The 15,811-nt window shown below is 51.3% G+C and carries 13 protein-coding genes; 4 read left to right on the top strand and 9 right to left on the bottom strand.

What is annotated here, in order from left to right:
• Nucleotides 1-24: 24 nt before the first annotated feature.
• Complete coding sequence (locus tag NA986_RS07205) at nt 25-1,011, top strand: glutathione S-transferase family protein (RefSeq protein WP_198889116.1); 987 nt, start codon at nt 25-27, stop codon at nt 1,009-1,011.
• Between the two features lie 123 nt (nt 1,012-1,134).
• Nucleotides 1,135-1,500 (top strand): DUF805 domain-containing protein, encoded by a 366-nt coding sequence (locus NA986_RS07200; protein WP_000384139.1) that lies wholly within the window; start codon nt 1,135-1,137, stop codon nt 1,498-1,500.
• Between the two features lie 38 nt (nt 1,501-1,538).
• Here the strand turns inward: NA986_RS07200 and yhaJ are convergent, their stop codons facing one another.
• Nucleotides 1,539-2,435 carry a DNA-binding transcriptional regulator YhaJ gene (gene yhaJ, locus NA986_RS07195; protein ID WP_001041026.1) on the bottom strand — a complete coding sequence of 299 codons (897 nt, stop codon included), beginning with the start codon at nt 2,433-2,435 and terminating at the stop codon, nt 1,539-1,541.
• A 104-nt stretch (nt 2,436-2,539) separates the two neighbouring features.
• Between yhaJ and NA986_RS07190 the strand changes: the two genes are divergently transcribed.
• Together NA986_RS07190 and NA986_RS07185 are read left to right on the top strand one after the other, a co-directional pair.
• On the top strand, nt 2,540-3,241 hold the full coding sequence (locus NA986_RS07190) for a pirin family protein (RefSeq protein ID WP_000633554.1): 702 nt from the start codon (nt 2,540-2,542) through the stop codon (nt 3,239-3,241).
• A gap of 23 nt (nt 3,242-3,264) precedes the next feature.
• The gene (locus tag NA986_RS07185) at nt 3,265-3,429 is read left to right on the top strand and encodes a hypothetical protein (RefSeq protein ID WP_000039326.1); all 165 of its coding nucleotides are present in this window, start codon (nt 3,265-3,267) and stop codon (nt 3,427-3,429) included.
• Nucleotides 3,430-3,541: 112 nt separating this feature from the next.
• On the opposite strand, the gene NA986_RS07180 is transcribed toward NA986_RS07185, so the two are convergent.
• The 8 genes from NA986_RS07180 to tdcA form a co-directional block, all read right to left on the bottom strand.
• Nucleotides 3,542-4,852, bottom strand: coding sequence for an L-cysteine desulfidase family protein (locus NA986_RS07180; RefSeq protein ID WP_023215706.1), 1,311 nt, complete (start codon nt 4,850-4,852; stop codon nt 3,542-3,544).
• Between the two features lie 25 nt (nt 4,853-4,877).
• Complete coding sequence (locus tag NA986_RS07175; RefSeq protein ID WP_000443189.1) at nt 4,878-6,209, bottom strand: amino acid permease; 1,332 nt, start codon at nt 6,207-6,209, stop codon at nt 4,878-4,880.
• 314 nt (nt 6,210-6,523) lie between these two features.
• Complete coding sequence (gene tdcG, locus NA986_RS07170) at nt 6,524-7,888, bottom strand: L-serine ammonia-lyase (RefSeq protein ID WP_023138716.1); 1,365 nt, start codon at nt 7,886-7,888, stop codon at nt 6,524-6,526.
• Between the two features lie 69 nt (nt 7,889-7,957).
• On the bottom strand, nt 7,958-10,252 hold the full coding sequence (pflB, locus tag NA986_RS07165) for a formate C-acetyltransferase (RefSeq protein ID WP_023215707.1): 2,295 nt from the start codon (nt 10,250-10,252) through the stop codon (nt 7,958-7,960).
• A 33-nt stretch (nt 10,253-10,285) separates the two neighbouring features.
• Nucleotides 10,286-11,494: a propionate kinase gene (gene tdcD / locus NA986_RS07160; RefSeq protein WP_023205496.1), complete on the bottom strand. Its 1,209-nt coding sequence runs from the start codon at nt 11,492-11,494 to the stop codon at nt 10,286-10,288.
• A 66-nt stretch (nt 11,495-11,560) separates the two neighbouring features.
• Complete coding sequence (gene tdcC / locus NA986_RS07155) at nt 11,561-12,892, bottom strand: threonine/serine transporter TdcC (RefSeq protein ID WP_000108129.1); 1,332 nt, start codon at nt 12,890-12,892, stop codon at nt 11,561-11,563.
• A 20-nt stretch (nt 12,893-12,912) separates the two neighbouring features.
• Nucleotides 12,913-13,902, bottom strand: coding sequence for a bifunctional threonine ammonia-lyase/L-serine ammonia-lyase TdcB (tdcB, locus tag NA986_RS07150; protein ID WP_000548368.1), 990 nt, complete (start codon nt 13,900-13,902; stop codon nt 12,913-12,915).
• Nucleotides 13,903-13,999: 97 nt separating this feature from the next.
• The gene (tdcA, locus tag NA986_RS07145; RefSeq protein WP_001094907.1) at nt 14,000-14,938 is read right to left on the bottom strand and encodes a transcriptional regulator TdcA; all 939 of its coding nucleotides are present in this window, start codon (nt 14,936-14,938) and stop codon (nt 14,000-14,002) included.
• Between the last annotated feature and the right edge of the window lie 873 nt (nt 14,939-15,811).

Raw genomic sequence — 15,811 nt, 5'->3', positions numbered from 1 at the left:
TTTTGTCATCTGAAGGAGAGAGACATGGGACAACTGATCGATGGCGTCTGGCACGACACCTGGTATGACACCAAATCTTCCGGGGGGAAATTTCAGCGTTCAGCGTCGGCTTTCCGCAACTGGCTTACCGCTGACGGCGCGCCCGGACCTTCCAGCGAAGGCGGATTCGCCGCAGAAAAAGATCGTTACCATCTGTACGTTTCCCTTGCCTGCCCCTGGGCGCATCGCACGCTCATTTTCCGTAAACTGAAAGGTCTGGAGCCATTTATTCCGGTTTCCGTCGTGAATCCATTGATGCTGGAAAACGGCTGGACGTTTGATGATACTTTTCCGGCGGCCACCGGCGATACCCTCTATCAGCATGAATTTCTCTACCAGTTGTATCTGCACGCCGATCCACACTACAGCGGCCGCGTCACCGTACCGGTCTTATGGGATAAAAAAAATCATACTATCGTCAGCAACGAGTCCGCCGAAATCATTCGTATGTTTAACTCCGCCTTCGATGGGCTGGGCGCTAAAGCCGGGGATTACTATCCCCCCGCGCTGCAAAGCAAAATTGACGAGTTAAACGGCTGGATTTATGACAACGTTAATAACGGCGTTTATAAAGCAGGCTTCGCCACCAGCCAGCAAGCGTATGATGAAGCGGTAGAAAAGGTATTTACTGCGCTGGCGCGCCTGGAGCAGATTCTCGGACAGCACCGCTATCTGACGGGCGACCAGTTGACCGAGGCGGATATCCGCTTATGGACGACCCTGGTACGCTTTGATCCGGTTTACGTGACTCATTTCAAATGCGACAAATACCGAATCAGCGACTACCTGAATCTGTACGGTTTCCTGCGCGATATCTATCAAATACCGGGCATTGCTGAAACCGTTAATCTTGACCATATTCGTCACCACTATTTCCGTAGCCATAAAACGATTAACCCCACGGGTATCATTTCCATCGGACCGTGGCAGGATCTGCTCGAACCTCACGGGCGCGACGTGCGCTTTGGCTAATTTCAGGCGTCCTCCGGGACGCCTTATTAATAAATACCACAAATATTTACCAGCATTTCATTCGCGGCTATTCTTAGTTTGATTACTTTAAAAACAAGTGATTGAACCATTATTGAGGCGAAAATGGATTGGTATTTAAAGGTTTTAAAAAATTATCTGGGATTTGGCGGCCGCGCGCGACGCAAAGAGTACTGGATGTTTATTCTGGTCAATATCATCTTTACCTTTGTGTTGGGCCTGCTGGACGCCATGCTTGGCTGGCAACGCGCCGGGGGTGAAGGCGTTCTGACCACCATTTACGGCGTTCTGATCTTTTTACCGTGGTGGGCCGTGCAGTTCCGTCGTCTGCATGACACTGACCGCTCCGCATGGTGGCTACTGTTGCTACTTATCCCCATTATCGGCTGGCTTATCATCATCGCGTTCAACTGCCAGAATGGTACGCCGGGCGACAACCGCTTCGGCCCCGATCCGAAACGTTTTTCCTGATGGCGGCGCGGCGCCGCTTTTAAAGCGCCGCGCGCTATTTATTTTCCGGCGAATAGCTTAGGTATTTCCCGCAGGCACCAGGCTTTTGCCTCCCCCATACTGTCGCGCCGCCAGGCCATAATAATATCGATTTCGCTGGTCGATTCCGGGCTGACCACGCGTAGCCGCCCTTCGGCAATATCCTGTTCCACCATCGAATATGGCATAGTCGCGACGCCAAGCCCGGCCAGCAGCGCCTGACGTTTATCTTCAATCGTGCTTACCGTCAGACGTGGCTGCTTATCCAGCAGTTGCACCGTTAATACCGGCCGCTCGCGCGCGGTATCCGCTACCGCTACGCCGCGGTATTTAACCCGCGTCACTTCCGAAAGCGGCTCCGGCTCCTGATGAATAGGGTGGTCAGGCGCGGCGACATACACATTCATTAACGTATACAACTTACGGGAGTTAATTTCCGACGACGATCGAAAATGCATATCCGGGGCGATGACGATATCCGCCCGTCCCTGCTCAAGCCGCTCCCATGCGCCAGCCAGTACTTCGGTAATCAATGAAAGCTGCGTATTGGCTTTAGCGGCCAGCCGGTCGATCAGTGGAAAAAAAGCAGGCGTCGGTACCAGAGCTTCAGTGACCAGCGTCAGATGCGTTTCCCAACCGCGGGCCAACGCTTCAGCATCCGTCGTTAACTTGTCTGCCGCTTCCAGCAATACCCGCCCGCGTTCCAGCAGCATACGTCCGACGTTGGTGAATTTTGTACGATGGCCGGAGCGATCGAACAGTACAACGTCCAACTCTTCTTCCAGCTTCTGCATGGTGTAACTCAGCGCGGAGGGCACCCGCCCCAACTCATCAGCCGCTGCGGCAAAACTGCCCCGGCGGTCAATGGCGTCCATCACACGCAATGCTTCAAGCGTCAGCGCTCTCTCTTTAGCCATAACGTTCTCATTCAGGAAATTTGAACATACCGGGCAGAATATCTGGCTAACAATGCAGCGTCCAGCCCCTTAACATAAAAGGAAGTAAAGAGAGGTTAATAACGATGATTACGACCCGAACCGCCAAACAATGTGGACAGGCAGACTACGGATGGCTACAGGCCCGCTATACCTTCTCCTTTGGACACTACTTCGACCCTACACTGCTGGGCTACGCGTCGTTGCGCGTACTGAACCAGGAAGTGCTGGCGCCGGGCGCCTCTTTTCAGCCTCGAACTTATCCAAAGGTGGATATTTTAAACCTGATTCTGGACGGCGAAGCGGAATACCGCGACAGCGACGGCAACCATGTACAGGCTAAAGCGGGCGAAGCGTTGCTGCTCGCCGCGCAGCCGGGCATTAGCTACAGCGAACATAATCTCAGCAAAGTTAAGCCGTTAACCCGAATGCAACTGTGGCTTGACGCCTGTCCTGAACGGGAAAACACGCTGGTACAAAAAATCCCACTCCTGGCGGCGCAACAACAGCTTCTTGCCTCGCCCGACGGTGAGCAAAACAGCTTACAACTGCGCCAACAGGTCTGGGTACATCATATTACGCTGGAGAAAGGCGAATCGCTTAATTTCCAGCTTCACGGGCCGCGCGCCTATTTGCAGTCGATTCACGGTACGTTCCACGCGATGACGCACAACGAAGAACGCGAGGCATTAACCTGCGGAGATGGCGCATTTATTCGTGATGAACCTAACATTACGCTGGTTGCCGATACGCCGCTGCGCGCATTACTGGTAGATTTACCGGTGTAGCCAGCCAGAAAAGGAGTCGCAAGATGAGCAAAAAATCGGCGAAGAAACGTCAGCCCGTGGTAAAACCTGCCGTACAGGAGGCGATGAGCGCCACTGTGCCGCTGGGCTATGAAGAGATGCTAACCGAACTGGAAGCCATCGTGGCGGACGCCGAAGCCCGGCTGGCAGAAGAAGAGGCCGCAGCCTGAAATCATGCCGGATGGCGACGCAAGCGCCCGATCCGGCTGATAACAGATAGACCCGATAAGCGCAGCGCCATCGGGCAGCACGCTGCCCCGACGACATGCCGGGGCGTTATTATTAATGCGCTTTACTGGCCATAATCTCGATGATCTGCTTGTCTGTCTGCTGCATTGAGCGACACGCCAGCGAACACAAATTCGAAATAGATTGTTCGACATTGTGCGCCACAATCCCTTCGTTTCCGGTCACCGCCGTATCATCCAACGCCATCAGTACGGCTTTCCACGCCGCCGACGCGCTGGTAGAGACTTTCATCGCGCAGCTATTCGACGCGCCATCGCAAATCATCCCGCTGACATCGCCGATCATACTGCTGATAGCCATTGCGATAGTGTTATAACGACCATCTATCAGCCACGCCATACCCGCCGCCGCGCCCATCGCCGCCGTGGTTGCCGCGCACAGAGCCGACAAACGCGGAAGCTGATGGTGAATATAGATAGCGCTCAAATGCGATAACATTAGCGCGCGCGCCAGGCGCTCGTCATCGGCGCCGACATGTTCAGCAACCACCATGACTGGCACCGTGGCGGTAATCCCCTGGTTGCCGGAACCGGAGTTGCTCATCGCGGGCAACGTGGCGCCGCCCATTCTGGCGTCTGACGCCGCGCTGGTACGGATCAAAATCGCCGTGGAGAGATCTTTCGCCAGCAGACCGCGATCGCACTGTTTGGCCAGCGTCGAACCGATATGCAGCCCCCAGGAACCACGCAGTCCCTCCTGCGACAACGCGCCGTTTAGCCTGGCCGCATCGAGAATAAAGCGAATAGCGTCAAAGGGCACCGCATTCACAAACGCCAGGATCTCTTCCAGCGAGGTATGAGACAGCACTCCCAGCGGCGAGGTTTTTTCTTCTTCCTGCGCATTATCGGCTTGGGTAAATACCACGCCCTTGTCGGTTTCTATCCGCACAATGTTTGTATGATCGCCGACGATCGTGACACATGCCCAGCTATCGCCGCTATACACTTTCGCCCGTGAAAACAGGATATCGTTACATGGCTCCTGCAACATCACTGCGACATGTCCGGCGGCCAGCATCGCTTTTGCATCGGCAACGGCTTTAGCGGAAGCGTCTTTTAACACCTCCAACCCGGCTTTCGCATCACCGCCCAACGCGCCAAGCGCCGCGGCGATCGGCAGCCCTACCATTCCCGTTCCTGGAACGGTAACGCCCATACCATTTTTCATCAGATTAGGCGAAACCCACGCGTCAATGCGTTCAACTGTGCCGTCAAGTTCAGCCGCCGCCGCCGCTGCCGCCAGCGCCAGTGAAATTGGCTCAGTACACCCCAGCGCCGGTTTTACTTCTTCCTGTACGGCCAGGATAAAACTTTGCCACAATGGATTTATTTTAGATTCAAACATAACAACAACCTTAATCTCAGGTATATCAAGAGAATGCCAGGAACGGAGAAACGCATAGCAGCAGACCGGTAATAATAATCAGGTACAACGAAGCGCCTTTATATTTGTGCAATGCGGGAACCTTGTAGACCAACCATGCCGGAATTAAACAGCCCACCATACCGAAGATAGGGCTACAAATAGAGGTGAAGCTCAGTACCGGCGCGTTGAGCACAATGGCGCTCCAGGCCAGCAAAATAGCGAAAATCATAATGCCGCGCTGTACCAGATTTTCCTTAATCTTCTCGGCGGGCATTTTGCGGCGCAGGATATTCATCACAATGCCTTGCGTCGCTTCGCGGAATCCTAAGTAAACGCCAAAGAAGGCGGTCATGACGGCAAAGATGTTCAGAATTACGCTAACCACTTTGACCCAGCCTGCGCCATCGCCGCTAATAAATTGCGCGGCGATCGCCAGGGCGGAAATATTCTGCTCATAGGCTTTCACCGCTTCGTCATGCCCCATCGCCAGGGTAAAGGAAACCGCATAGAAAAAGACGGTAACGAACAGGACGCCAAACGCGATATTCATGGCGCGCAGCGCTTTATGACGTGCGACCTCAATAGATTTTTCGCGTGAACGGTAAGAGATCACCATTGGGCTTAACGTCTGGATAAATAAAATCGAGGTCAGCGTAAATGGCAGGGTAATAATGGCGTTTTTAATCAGCAGGGCCATCGGCGGCAGCGCGCCAATGTTATACAGATGCCACATACCCACCATAGAGACGCCCAGCGCCGCCACTACCAGTAGCTTGGTCAGCACCATGCCGGTGGAGATTTTGAACAGTAATTTTTCACCGCGTGAGGAAATCGCTACCAGGATGCAGATCAGCACCAGACCATAAAATGGACTATCGGAAAGTAATCCTTCCGTTACGCCGAAAGTATGCAGATAAGAGGCGCTGTCGTTAGTAATCGCCGTAGAATAGACGAACATCCAGATGACGAGCATCACAAAGTACAGCGCGCCTAATAAAATACCCCAGTTTTTGCCCAGATAGCCGCTGATCACGCTGGGGTAGTCTTTACATTCCGGGGATTCCGCCAGCGTATTAATAAACAGCCGCTGGAACAGGTACATGGCCGGATAGCCAATAATAGAAGAGAGTAAAAAGACCCAAAGTCCCATCAGGCCAACCTGGACAGGAAGAAAAACGATCCCTGCGCCGATCGCCATCCCGATACTCATAATGACCCAACCGGTGTCGGTACTATCAAATTTGATGGCTTCACGCCATTCGCTTTCTGTCATCCCTGCCCGACGCGCCGGGGCTGATGCGTCGAGGATTACGCTGGTATTACTAGCCGATTCCATAGAATTCTCGCTCAATGTGTAGGTAGAGGTTTTTTTATTTTTCGTGCCGCAGCAAGGCGATATGCAGAACGTGAGGTGCAGGTACTTTCTTGTAATAAGAAAATCATACGCGCACGATAAGAGAAAAACTTACCAATAAAACGCCTGCATTTCTTGTGGGTTAAGAATTTTTTTCTATTTACTATTGGTTTAATGTTGTTATTTTCTCTATTTGACGCATATCACAACAAAAAAGGGCGCACGTTGGTGCGCCCTTTTCTCAGCTTCTGTCTTCTGCGTTATCCCATAGCCTGCTTACTCTGCGCCTGTCGGGCCTATCCACAAACGACTTTAATCGCCAGACCGCCGCGCGACGTCTCGCGATATTTGTCGTTCATGTCTTTACCCGTTTCGTACATGGTTTCGATCACTTTATCGAGCGAAACCCGCGGCTCAGAGGTACGGCGTAGCGCCATTCGCGCCGCATTTACCGCTTTAACGGCGTTAATCGCATTACGTTCAATACAAGGGATTTGTACCTGACCCGCCACCGGGTCACAGGTGAGGCCAAGGTTATGCTCCATCGCAATTTCCGCCGCAATACAGACCTGCGCCGGGCTGCCGCCCAGCAGTTCTGTCAGCCCCGCCGCCGCCATCGAACACGCGACGCCAACCTCGCCCTGACACCCCACTTCCGCGCCGGATATCGAGGCGTTCATCTTGTACAGCATGCCAATCGCCCCCGCCGACAGCAGATAGCGGGCGATAGAGTTGGCATTGACCGGACGACGGAATTTGTCGTAATAGGCCAGCACCGCAGGAATAATGCCGCACGCGCCGTTGGTCGGCGCGGTGACCACTCGCCCGCCCGCCGCGTTCTCTTCGCTCACGGCCAGGGCGAACATGTTAATCCAGTCGATGACGTTCATCGGATCGCGGGAAAGATTATCGCTGGAGACCAGCAGACGCCGTAACGCTACCGCTCGGCGTGGAACGTTCAGCGGCCCCGGCAGCACGCCCTCAGTATTCATGCCACGTTCAATTCCGGTCGCCATCACCTGCCAGATGCGGGCAAAGCCAGCGTCAATCTGCTCTTTGCTCCGCAACGCCAGTTCATTTTGCATCATCAGGCCGGAAACCGAGAACCCCTGTCTTTCACACAGCGTCAACAGTTCGCTGGCGGAATGAAAATCATACGGCACCGATTTTTCTACGTCGTGCGACTGGCCAAAGCGTTCCTCTTCGACAATAAAGCCGCCGCCAATAGAGTAATACGTTTTGTGTAAAAGCGGCGTTTGTCCGTGCCAGGCGGTAATACGCATACCGTTTTCATGGCGCGCCAGGGTTTCAGCGTGAAAGAAAATACTGTCGGCGACGGGAAAATCCACCACATGCGCGCCACCCGCCACCGATAAACGGCTGCTGCGGGCAACCTCCTGGATAAACGCCGGAATGCTATCAATATTGACATCCTGCGGCGTATTGCCCGCCAGGCCCATAATGACGGCGGTATCGGTCGCGTGGCCTTTGCCCGTCAGCGATAGCGATCCGTAAAGATCAACCGTGATGCGCGTCGTTCGCGGCAGGTCGCCGCTGTCGATCAGCCGATCGATAAAACATTTTCCTGCATTCATTGGCCCTACGGTATGGGAGCTTGAAGGTCCAATGCCAATCTTAAAAATATCAAATGCGCTAATCATATCTCCCCCTAAGATTACCGTTCAGTGAAGATCCGTCGCGGGGCGATCCACACGATCGCCCCGTTCACGTTACATCGCCTGAGTAAAGGTGCGCGAAATAACGTCCTGTTGCTGCTCACGAGTCAGCGCATTGAAGCGCACGGCATAGCCGGAAACGCGGATCGTCAGGTTCGGGTAGTTTTCCGGATGTTCAATCGCATCCAGCAACATTTCACGGTTCATGACATTGACGTTCAGATGCTGCCCGCCTTCTACCTGTGCTTCATGATGGAAATAGCCGTCCAGCAGGCCGACAAGATTGGTTTTCCGCACCGCATCTTCTTTCCCGAGCGCCGCAGGCACAATCGAGAAGGTGTACGAAATACCGTCTTTGGCGTAGGTAAACGGCAGTTTCGCCACCGACGTCAGCGAGGCTACCGCTCCTTTGCGGTCACGACCGTGCATCGGGTTCGCCCCCGGCGCGAACGGCGTTCCGGCGCGGCGTCCATCCGGCGTATTGCCAGTCTTCTGCCCGTACACGACGTTCGAGGTGATGGTCAAAATGGACTGCGTCGGCACCGCATTGCGATACGTCGGCAACACGCTAATTTTTTGCATAAAGCGTTTCACCAGGTCGCAGGCGATGCTGTCCACGCGCTCATCGTTGTTGCCGTACTGCGGATACTCGCCTTCAATAGCGAAGTCGATGGCAAGGCCATTTTCGTCGCGAATCGGTTTCACCTGAGCGTACCTGATGGCGGACAGGGAATCCGCCGCCACCGACAGTCCGGCGATGCCGCACGCCATCGTCCGATACACATCACGGTCGTGCAGCGCCATCAGCGAAGCTTCATAGCTGTACTTATCGTGCATGTAGTGAATGACGTTCAGCGCGCTAATGTACTGCACCGCCAGCCAGTCCATAAAATGGTCGAGGCTCTCCATTACCGTGTCGTAATCCAGCACCTCATCCGTTAACGGCGCGGTTTTCGGCCCAACCTGGATTTTCAGTTTCTCATCAACGCCGCCATTGATAGCGTACAGCAACGTTTTGGCAAGGTTGGCGCGCGCTCCGAAGAACTGCATCTGCTTACCGATGACCATCGGGCTGACGCAACAAGCGATGGCGTAATCGTCGCTGTTAAAGTCGGTACGCATTAAATCGTCGTTTTCATACTGCAAAGATGAGGTCACGATGGAGACCTGCGCAGCATATTTTTTGAATGCCACCGGCAACGCTTCAGACCACAGTATGGTCAGGTTCGGCTCCGGCGCTGGCCCCATCGTGTGCAGGGTATGCAGATAACGGAAGGAGTTCTTCGTCACCAGCGTGCGGCCATCGAGCCCCATCCCGCCAATAACTTCGGTGGCCCAGATCGGATCGCCGGAAAAGAGCGAATCAAATTCCGGCGTGCGCAGGAAGCGCACCATGCGGATCTTCATGATGAAATGGTCGATCAGTTCCTGCGCCTGCTGCTCTGTCAGAAGACCCGCGTTGAAATCGCGCTCAATGTAGATATCAAGGAACGAGGCGGTTCTTCCCAGCGACATTGCACCGCCATTTTGCGATTTTACCGCCGCCAGATAAGCGAAGTAGAGCCACTGTACCGCTTCCTGCGCGTTCCGCGCCGGGCGGGAGATATCGTAGCCGTATTTCGCCGCCATCTCCTGCATTTGCAGCAGCGCGCGACGATGCTCCGCCAACTCCTCACGCAGGCGAATCGTCGCCTCAAGATTCTGTCCCTGCTCCAGATTCGACTGCAGATCGGCGAATTGCAGCTCGCGTTCGCGCACCAGATAACGGATGCCATACAGCGCGACACGACGATAATCGCCAATAATGCGCCCGCGACCATAACCATCCGGCAAACCGGTTAATACGCCGGATTTACGGCAGCGCAGCATATCCGGCGAGTAAACATCGAATACGCCCTGATTATGGGTTTTCCGCAGGTCGGTAAAGGTATATTCAAAATCGGCGTCCATTTCGCGGCCATAAGCGTGGAATGAACTTTTGATCATGTTAACGCCGCCAAACGGATGCAAAGCGCGTTTAAGCGGCTTATCCGTTTGTAAACCGACGATTTTTTCCAGCTCTTTTTCAATATACCCCGCATCGTGCGCGGTAATCGTCGTCGCGATGTTGGTATCGAAATCCACCGGCGCATGGGTCGCGTTCTCGATACGTATTCCCGCCATCACCTTTTCCCACAACGCCGTGGTCGCTGGCGTCGCGTCGGCGAGAAAAGATTCATCCCCCTCATAGGGCGTATAGTTATGCTGAATAAAATCACGGACATTAATTTCTTCTTTCCAGTCCGTACCTTTAAAATCACGCCATGCTTCGGCATACAGCATATCGCTGGTATCGATATTTACCTTCATGAAAAATAATCTCTCTACAGAACAGCCGTTAAGTTATGCAAATTCCACTGGTGCTTTCACGTTGCCTAAATGAATGGCATCAAGGGCAATCATTTTCTCTTCATTCGTGGGAATAACAGCGCAAATAACCTGAGAAGGGTTAGCGGAAATAATGCGCTCGCCGTGAGAATTCGGCTGCTTATTCATTTCAACGTCTAACGTAAGCCCCAGTACGCCCAAATGTTCAATTACCAACTGGCGAATTAATACTGAATTTTCACCAATACCGCCGGTAAAAATAATGCCATCCAGCCGATGTAACGATGCCGCGTGTCCGGCAATATGACGGGCGATACGGTGGACAAATGTTTTTATCGCTAACCGGGCGCGCTCATGTCCTTCGTGCCAGGCTTTTTCCAGGACTCTAAGGTCGGATGACAACCCGGAGATGCCGAGCAAACCGGACTCTTTATTCACCACTCGCTCCAGATCGCTCAACGTCTGCCCGGTTTCTTTGGCTATCCACGCCATCGCGCCGAAATCAACGTCGCCGCTGCGAGTGCCCATCATCAGCCCCTCAAGCGGCGTCATCCCCATTGAGGTATCCACGCTCTGACCATTGCGTACCGCGCAGATAGACGCCCCATTGCCCAGATGCGCGACAATCAGACCCGAGTTTTTTTCATCGAGGTCAAGCAGTTCATACGCGCGCCGCGAAACATAGCGATGCGACGTACCGTGAAAGCCGTAGCGACGCACACCCAGGCTGGAAAAATATTCCCACGGCAATCCGTATAAATAGGCTTCCGGCGCCAGCGTCTGGTGGAAACTGGTATCAAATACCGCCACCTGACACACGGCCGGGAAAAGGTGCCGCGCCGCGTCAATGCCGCTTAAATTAGCGTAATTATGCAGCGGCGCTAAAGGCGATACCCGACGAATATTATCGATAATCTCATCGGTAATAATGACGGACTGCGTAAATAGCTCTCCGCCGTGCGCGATACGGTGGCCAATTAATGCCACGCTATCCGTTAAATCACGTTTTTCCAGCTCAAAGGCAATGGCTTTTAACGCGTCCTCATAATTAGAGTGCGCGAGGTTTATCGGCTTATCGCCATTAATAGATAAAAAGGCGTTTTCAGTATTCATTCCATCTGCTATTCCTGCCATTAAAACATCACAGGTAGCGACATCCAGTACAGAGAATTTGATAGAAGATGATCCGCAATTAATGACCAGAACGACCGGAAATTCATTCATGTAGTGCCTCCGTCGATGTCAGCCTGCGTCCGCGCCCTGGGGCGGAACGCAGGCTAAACGTGAGGATTAGAACAATTTGTAGACAATATTCAGGATGGTCAGCAGACCAATCAGGGTGACGAACACGTTATCCAGACGACCACGGTACTTCGCCAGCGACGGCGCTTTACGAATGGCGTACATCGGCAGCAGGCATAACAGCGAGGCGATAATCGGCGCGCCCATCGCTTCAATCAGGTCCAGAATGTTCGGGTTTGCGTAAGCTACGACCCAGGTAGACCCCATAATGAAGATCATGCTGATGGTGTTAAGCTTGCCCATAGAGACTTTGGTTTTATCGCCTTTATAACCGAATTTCAGCACCAGGCCGTTCAGCCCTTCCAGCGTCCCCAGGTAGTGACCGAAGAAAGATTTGAAAATAGCAACCAGCGCGATGATAGACGCGCCATACTCCAGCACCGTTGCAAAAGTAGATTTTGTCCCCGACAAAGAGGCGAAATGGTTGGCCAGGTAGGAAAGTACCGGAATGTTCTGCGCTTTCGCATCCGCCATGTTCTGCGGAGAGAGCGTAAACAGGCAGCTAAAGGCGAAGAACATCACCACGGCGACCATCAGCATACTGGCGCGCGAGATGATCTGTGAACATTTACGCTCGGTAAATTCGCGACCAAACTCTTTCTCATACTCTTCCCGCTTAGACACCACGAAGGAAGAGACGATGGGCGAAAAGTTAAAGGAGAACACCATGATAGAGATGCCCAGCCACACCGTAACCAGTATGCCATCGTGCCCGGTCAGCGCGATATTACTGAGATCAACCTGATCGATAACCGCCGAGTTCCAGTAAGGAATCAGCGATAATGAGATTAGCACCAGGCTGGCGATAAACGGCCATACCAGGTAACTCATCACCTTAACCATCAGATCTTTACCAAACCAGATCACAAAGGCCATCAGCAGCAGCAAGAACAGCGCCACGAAACCGCGGTTCAACGCTGGCATCTGCAACTGGTTTTCCCAAAACGTCATGAACGTGTTAGTGATGGTGACGCCATAAATCCACAGCAGCGGACAAATCGCAAAGAAGTAAAGGAACGTGATAACTACCCCGCCCGTTTTACCAAAGTGCTCTTCGACCGTTTCCGTAATATTGCCGGACGGATTAGATCCGGATAAACACAGACGCGCCAGCGCCCGGTGACAATAGAACGCAATGGGGTAAGCTAAAACCAGCATCAGCAGAATGGGGATAAGCCCGCCAAACCCGGCGCGGATAGGGAAAAACAGCACCCCGGCGCCAATGGCGGTACCAAATAAACCCAGCGTCCACGTCGTGTCCGATTTACGCCATGACGACTGTTTTGCCTGGCTGGATACAATGCTATCAGTAGTACTCATATCCTATCCTCACGAAAAGATTAAGCGTCAACTAAACCCGTAATTTGTGATACACGAGAAAGATCGATATTGCCGCCAGAAATAATACTGACCGTTTTTCTGTTCTGAATATGGCTATCTAATTTCCCGCTTAATAGTGCGGCGCAGGCCAGAGCGCCAGCGCCTTCAGTAATAACCTTATTGCGCTGAATTAAAGCGATCATGCTGTTACGAATTTCATCTTCGCTAACCAGAACAATGTCATCGACTAATTCACGAACGATTTCATAGGTTAAATTACCCGGGCGGGAGACATCACAACCATCCGCCAGGGTGCCGGTCGTTCGGTGCGTGGTTATTTCGCCAGCGTAATAAGACGCCGCCATACCGTGAACATTTTCGGCCTGTACGCCGATAACTTTAATAGTCGGGTTAATCGATTTAATCGCAATGGCAATACCTGCAATTAAACCGCCGCCGCCAATAGGCACGATGACATTATCGACATCGTACAGATCTTCCATAATTTCCAGACCAATAGTGCCCTGTCCGGCAATGACTTTTGGATCGTCGTAAGGCGGAATAAAAATGCGGCCTTCGGTTTCGACAATTTCACTCACCTTAGCAATGGTGTCATTGAAGTTGTCACCGTGGAGCACCACTTCCGCCGAATAATCACAGGTGGCTGCCACTTTTGACTTTGGCGCGCCCTTCGGCATCACGACTTTGCCGTCAATACCCAGCATTGCGCAAGAAAGAGAAACGCCCTGTGCATGATTACCTGCGGAACAGGCCACGACGCCTTTACGTTTTTCCGCCTCCGTTAACGAGCTAAGTTTGTTAAAAGCGCCACGAATTTTAAATGAACCCGTACGCTGCATATTTTCAAACTTGAGAAATATTTCGCCTTTGCAACGTTCACTAAAATAGTTAGAGCGAGGCATTCCCGTTTTATATATCTTCCCCGCCAGTCTTTTTTTCGCTTCGAGGATATCTTCAATTGCAACCGGGAGATCGTATGTAATGTGCATTATAACCTCTTAACCTGGGTATTAAAAATAAGTTACCGTTGCCCACTGTTCAAAAGAAACAGGTGACGTCAATTTCGCTAAATATGTTTATTCCATATCATTCAATTTCTATTAACTGCCTGCGTCTGCATCCATTATATGATGAATATTGTTTAGCCAATTCTACTAATACTGAAGCGGCTTTTTTGATACGATAATTTTTAGACCATACCGCCGCATAACGTGCGACGGGTAATGTGTCTTTGATTGGTATCGTGATAAATTGATTAGAGCCAAAAGGCGTGGTCATATCGCAGGGAATAACAGTTAAGAAATCAGCATTGAGAACAAGATTATATATTGTGACTACGGAATCTGTTTTAACAATGTTTTCGATGCTGATGCCATTTCGTTGTAGAGTGGTGAGTAATTCGCTGTAGTAGCCCATATTCGTTTGCGGCAACACCCACTGTTCGTCTTTTAACGATTCCAGTGTGATGGTGCCGGTGCATGTTCGGGACTTGCTGGCTACCAGGACAAACTCTGATTCAAACAGCGGCTCGACATGCAGATCCTGTAGCTGCATTTCATTACTGAGCGTACCGATAGCAAAGTCCAGCCGCCCGTCGCGCAGGGCCGGCAGGAATGAAGAGAGCTGGGCTTCGTACATGGATACCTGCGCTTTTGGAAAGACCTCTTTGAACTTATGAATCATATCGGACATGAAGGTAAAGCCAATCAGCGAAGGAAAGCCAAACGAGACGTCGACAACGGTATTGCACGTCATACTGTTCATCTCGTTGATCATGTTTTTCATTTCGCGGGTGATAGATTCAGACCAGGAAAGCAGTACCTGTCCCGCTTCGGTCAACGTAACGCCGGTATTTTTGCGTACAATTAGCTCAACGCCAAAATAGGCCTCAACATCGCTAATGATTTTACTGACGGCGGGCTGGGTTAACCCTAACGATTTTGCGGCAGAACCGATAGAACCACTTCTAATGACTTCCTGAAAGACCACCAAATGCTGTGTTTTAGGGAGAACAAGAGTATTCATATCTACCGCTCTGAAATAACATTGTGAACGGCAGGAAGTGTAGCAAATTAAATCTTAAAGGTTATGTGCGACCACTCACAAATTAACTTACCACAATTTTTAAATGGTCTTTATTAAATAAATAAAACCTGTTATTTCAATAGATTACAAAAATAAGGCGGTAACTTAGCCTGATTTCAATCAAAAAATAGGGTCGGGATAACGATATATTATGGCGATAACCAGCCTATTTTATCTCCTATTTTCGACATCCCATGAAGACGATATTTCAATCAATTACGGGACATTTTATCGGCAATTCCAGCGTTAAATTTAAAGCGTAATTTCTCAAATTTAAGTATAAACCGAAGGTAAATGCGCTTAAAAACCGTTACGCGTCACATTTTTTTACCTTATTTGTTTGTAAAGAAACATTTAATAAAATTTTAACCAAAATATTTCATACATTTAATTTTCATTTACAACAAATAATTTACACCGCTTTCTTGCTGTTTTTCAGAATGTAATTTTGTGAAAGAAATCGATTGCTTTTCACTTCAACTAAAAAGAGCGCAGTCTATAGCGTTTTGTGTTTCTCATCACAAAAACGAATAATATTATGTCACCACGGCTGTCAATTAATTGCCGGATGGTGACGCTGGCGTCTTCTGCAACCCTCTATACCCTTCACCGGCCTGATAAGCAAAAACCCGCCGAAGCGGGTTTTATGAAGAGGTGAAACTGACCGATAAGCCGCTTTCTTTTGGGTATAGCGTCGTGGACAGTCATTCATCCTGTCGCCCGGTAAAAGCATAAACCCGCCGAAGCGGGTTTTATGAAGAGGTGAAACTGACCGATAAGCCGCTTTCTTTTGGGTATAGCGTCGTGGACAGT

Origin of the sequence: Salmonella sp. NW177 (assembly GCF_051811585.1) — a bacterium.
GTDB classification, from domain to species: domain Bacteria; phylum Pseudomonadota; class Gammaproteobacteria; order Enterobacterales; family Enterobacteriaceae; genus Salmonella; species Salmonella enterica.
The sequence above is the reverse complement of the archived record's forward strand: the minus strand, read 5'-3'. Positions and strand labels throughout refer to the sequence as shown.

Coding starts and splice junctions, on each gene's coding strand:
- NA986_RS07205 (WP_198889116.1), top strand. CDS start 25: ATGGGACAACTGATCGATGGCGTCTGGCACGACACCTGGTATGACACC.
- NA986_RS07200 (WP_000384139.1), top strand. CDS start 1,135: ATGGATTGGTATTTAAAGGTTTTAAAAAATTATCTGGGATTTGGCGGC.
- yhaJ (WP_001041026.1), bottom strand. CDS start 2,435: ATGGCTAAAGAGAGAGCGCTGACGCTTGAAGCATTGCGTGTGATGGAC.
- NA986_RS07190 (WP_000633554.1), top strand. CDS start 2,540: ATGATTACGACCCGAACCGCCAAACAATGTGGACAGGCAGACTACGGA.
- NA986_RS07185 (WP_000039326.1), top strand. CDS start 3,265: ATGAGCAAAAAATCGGCGAAGAAACGTCAGCCCGTGGTAAAACCTGCC.
- NA986_RS07180 (WP_023215706.1), bottom strand. CDS start 4,852: ATGTTTGAATCTAAAATAAATCCATTGTGGCAAAGTTTTATCCTGGCC.
- NA986_RS07175 (WP_000443189.1), bottom strand. CDS start 6,209: ATGGAATCGGCTAGTAATACCAGCGTAATCCTCGACGCATCAGCCCCG.
- tdcG (WP_023138716.1), bottom strand. CDS start 7,888: ATGATTAGCGCATTTGATATTTTTAAGATTGGCATTGGACCTTCAAGC.
- pflB (WP_023215707.1), bottom strand. CDS start 10,252: ATGAAGGTAAATATCGATACCAGCGATATGCTGTATGCCGAAGCATGG.
- tdcD (WP_023205496.1), bottom strand. CDS start 11,494: ATGAATGAATTTCCGGTCGTTCTGGTCATTAATTGCGGATCATCTTCT.
- tdcC (WP_000108129.1), bottom strand. CDS start 12,892: ATGAGTACTACTGATAGCATTGTATCCAGCCAGGCAAAACAGTCGTCA.
- tdcB (WP_000548368.1), bottom strand. CDS start 13,902: ATGCACATTACATACGATCTCCCGGTTGCAATTGAAGATATCCTCGAA.
- tdcA (WP_001094907.1), bottom strand. CDS start 14,938: ATGAATACTCTTGTTCTCCCTAAAACACAGCATTTGGTGGTCTTTCAG.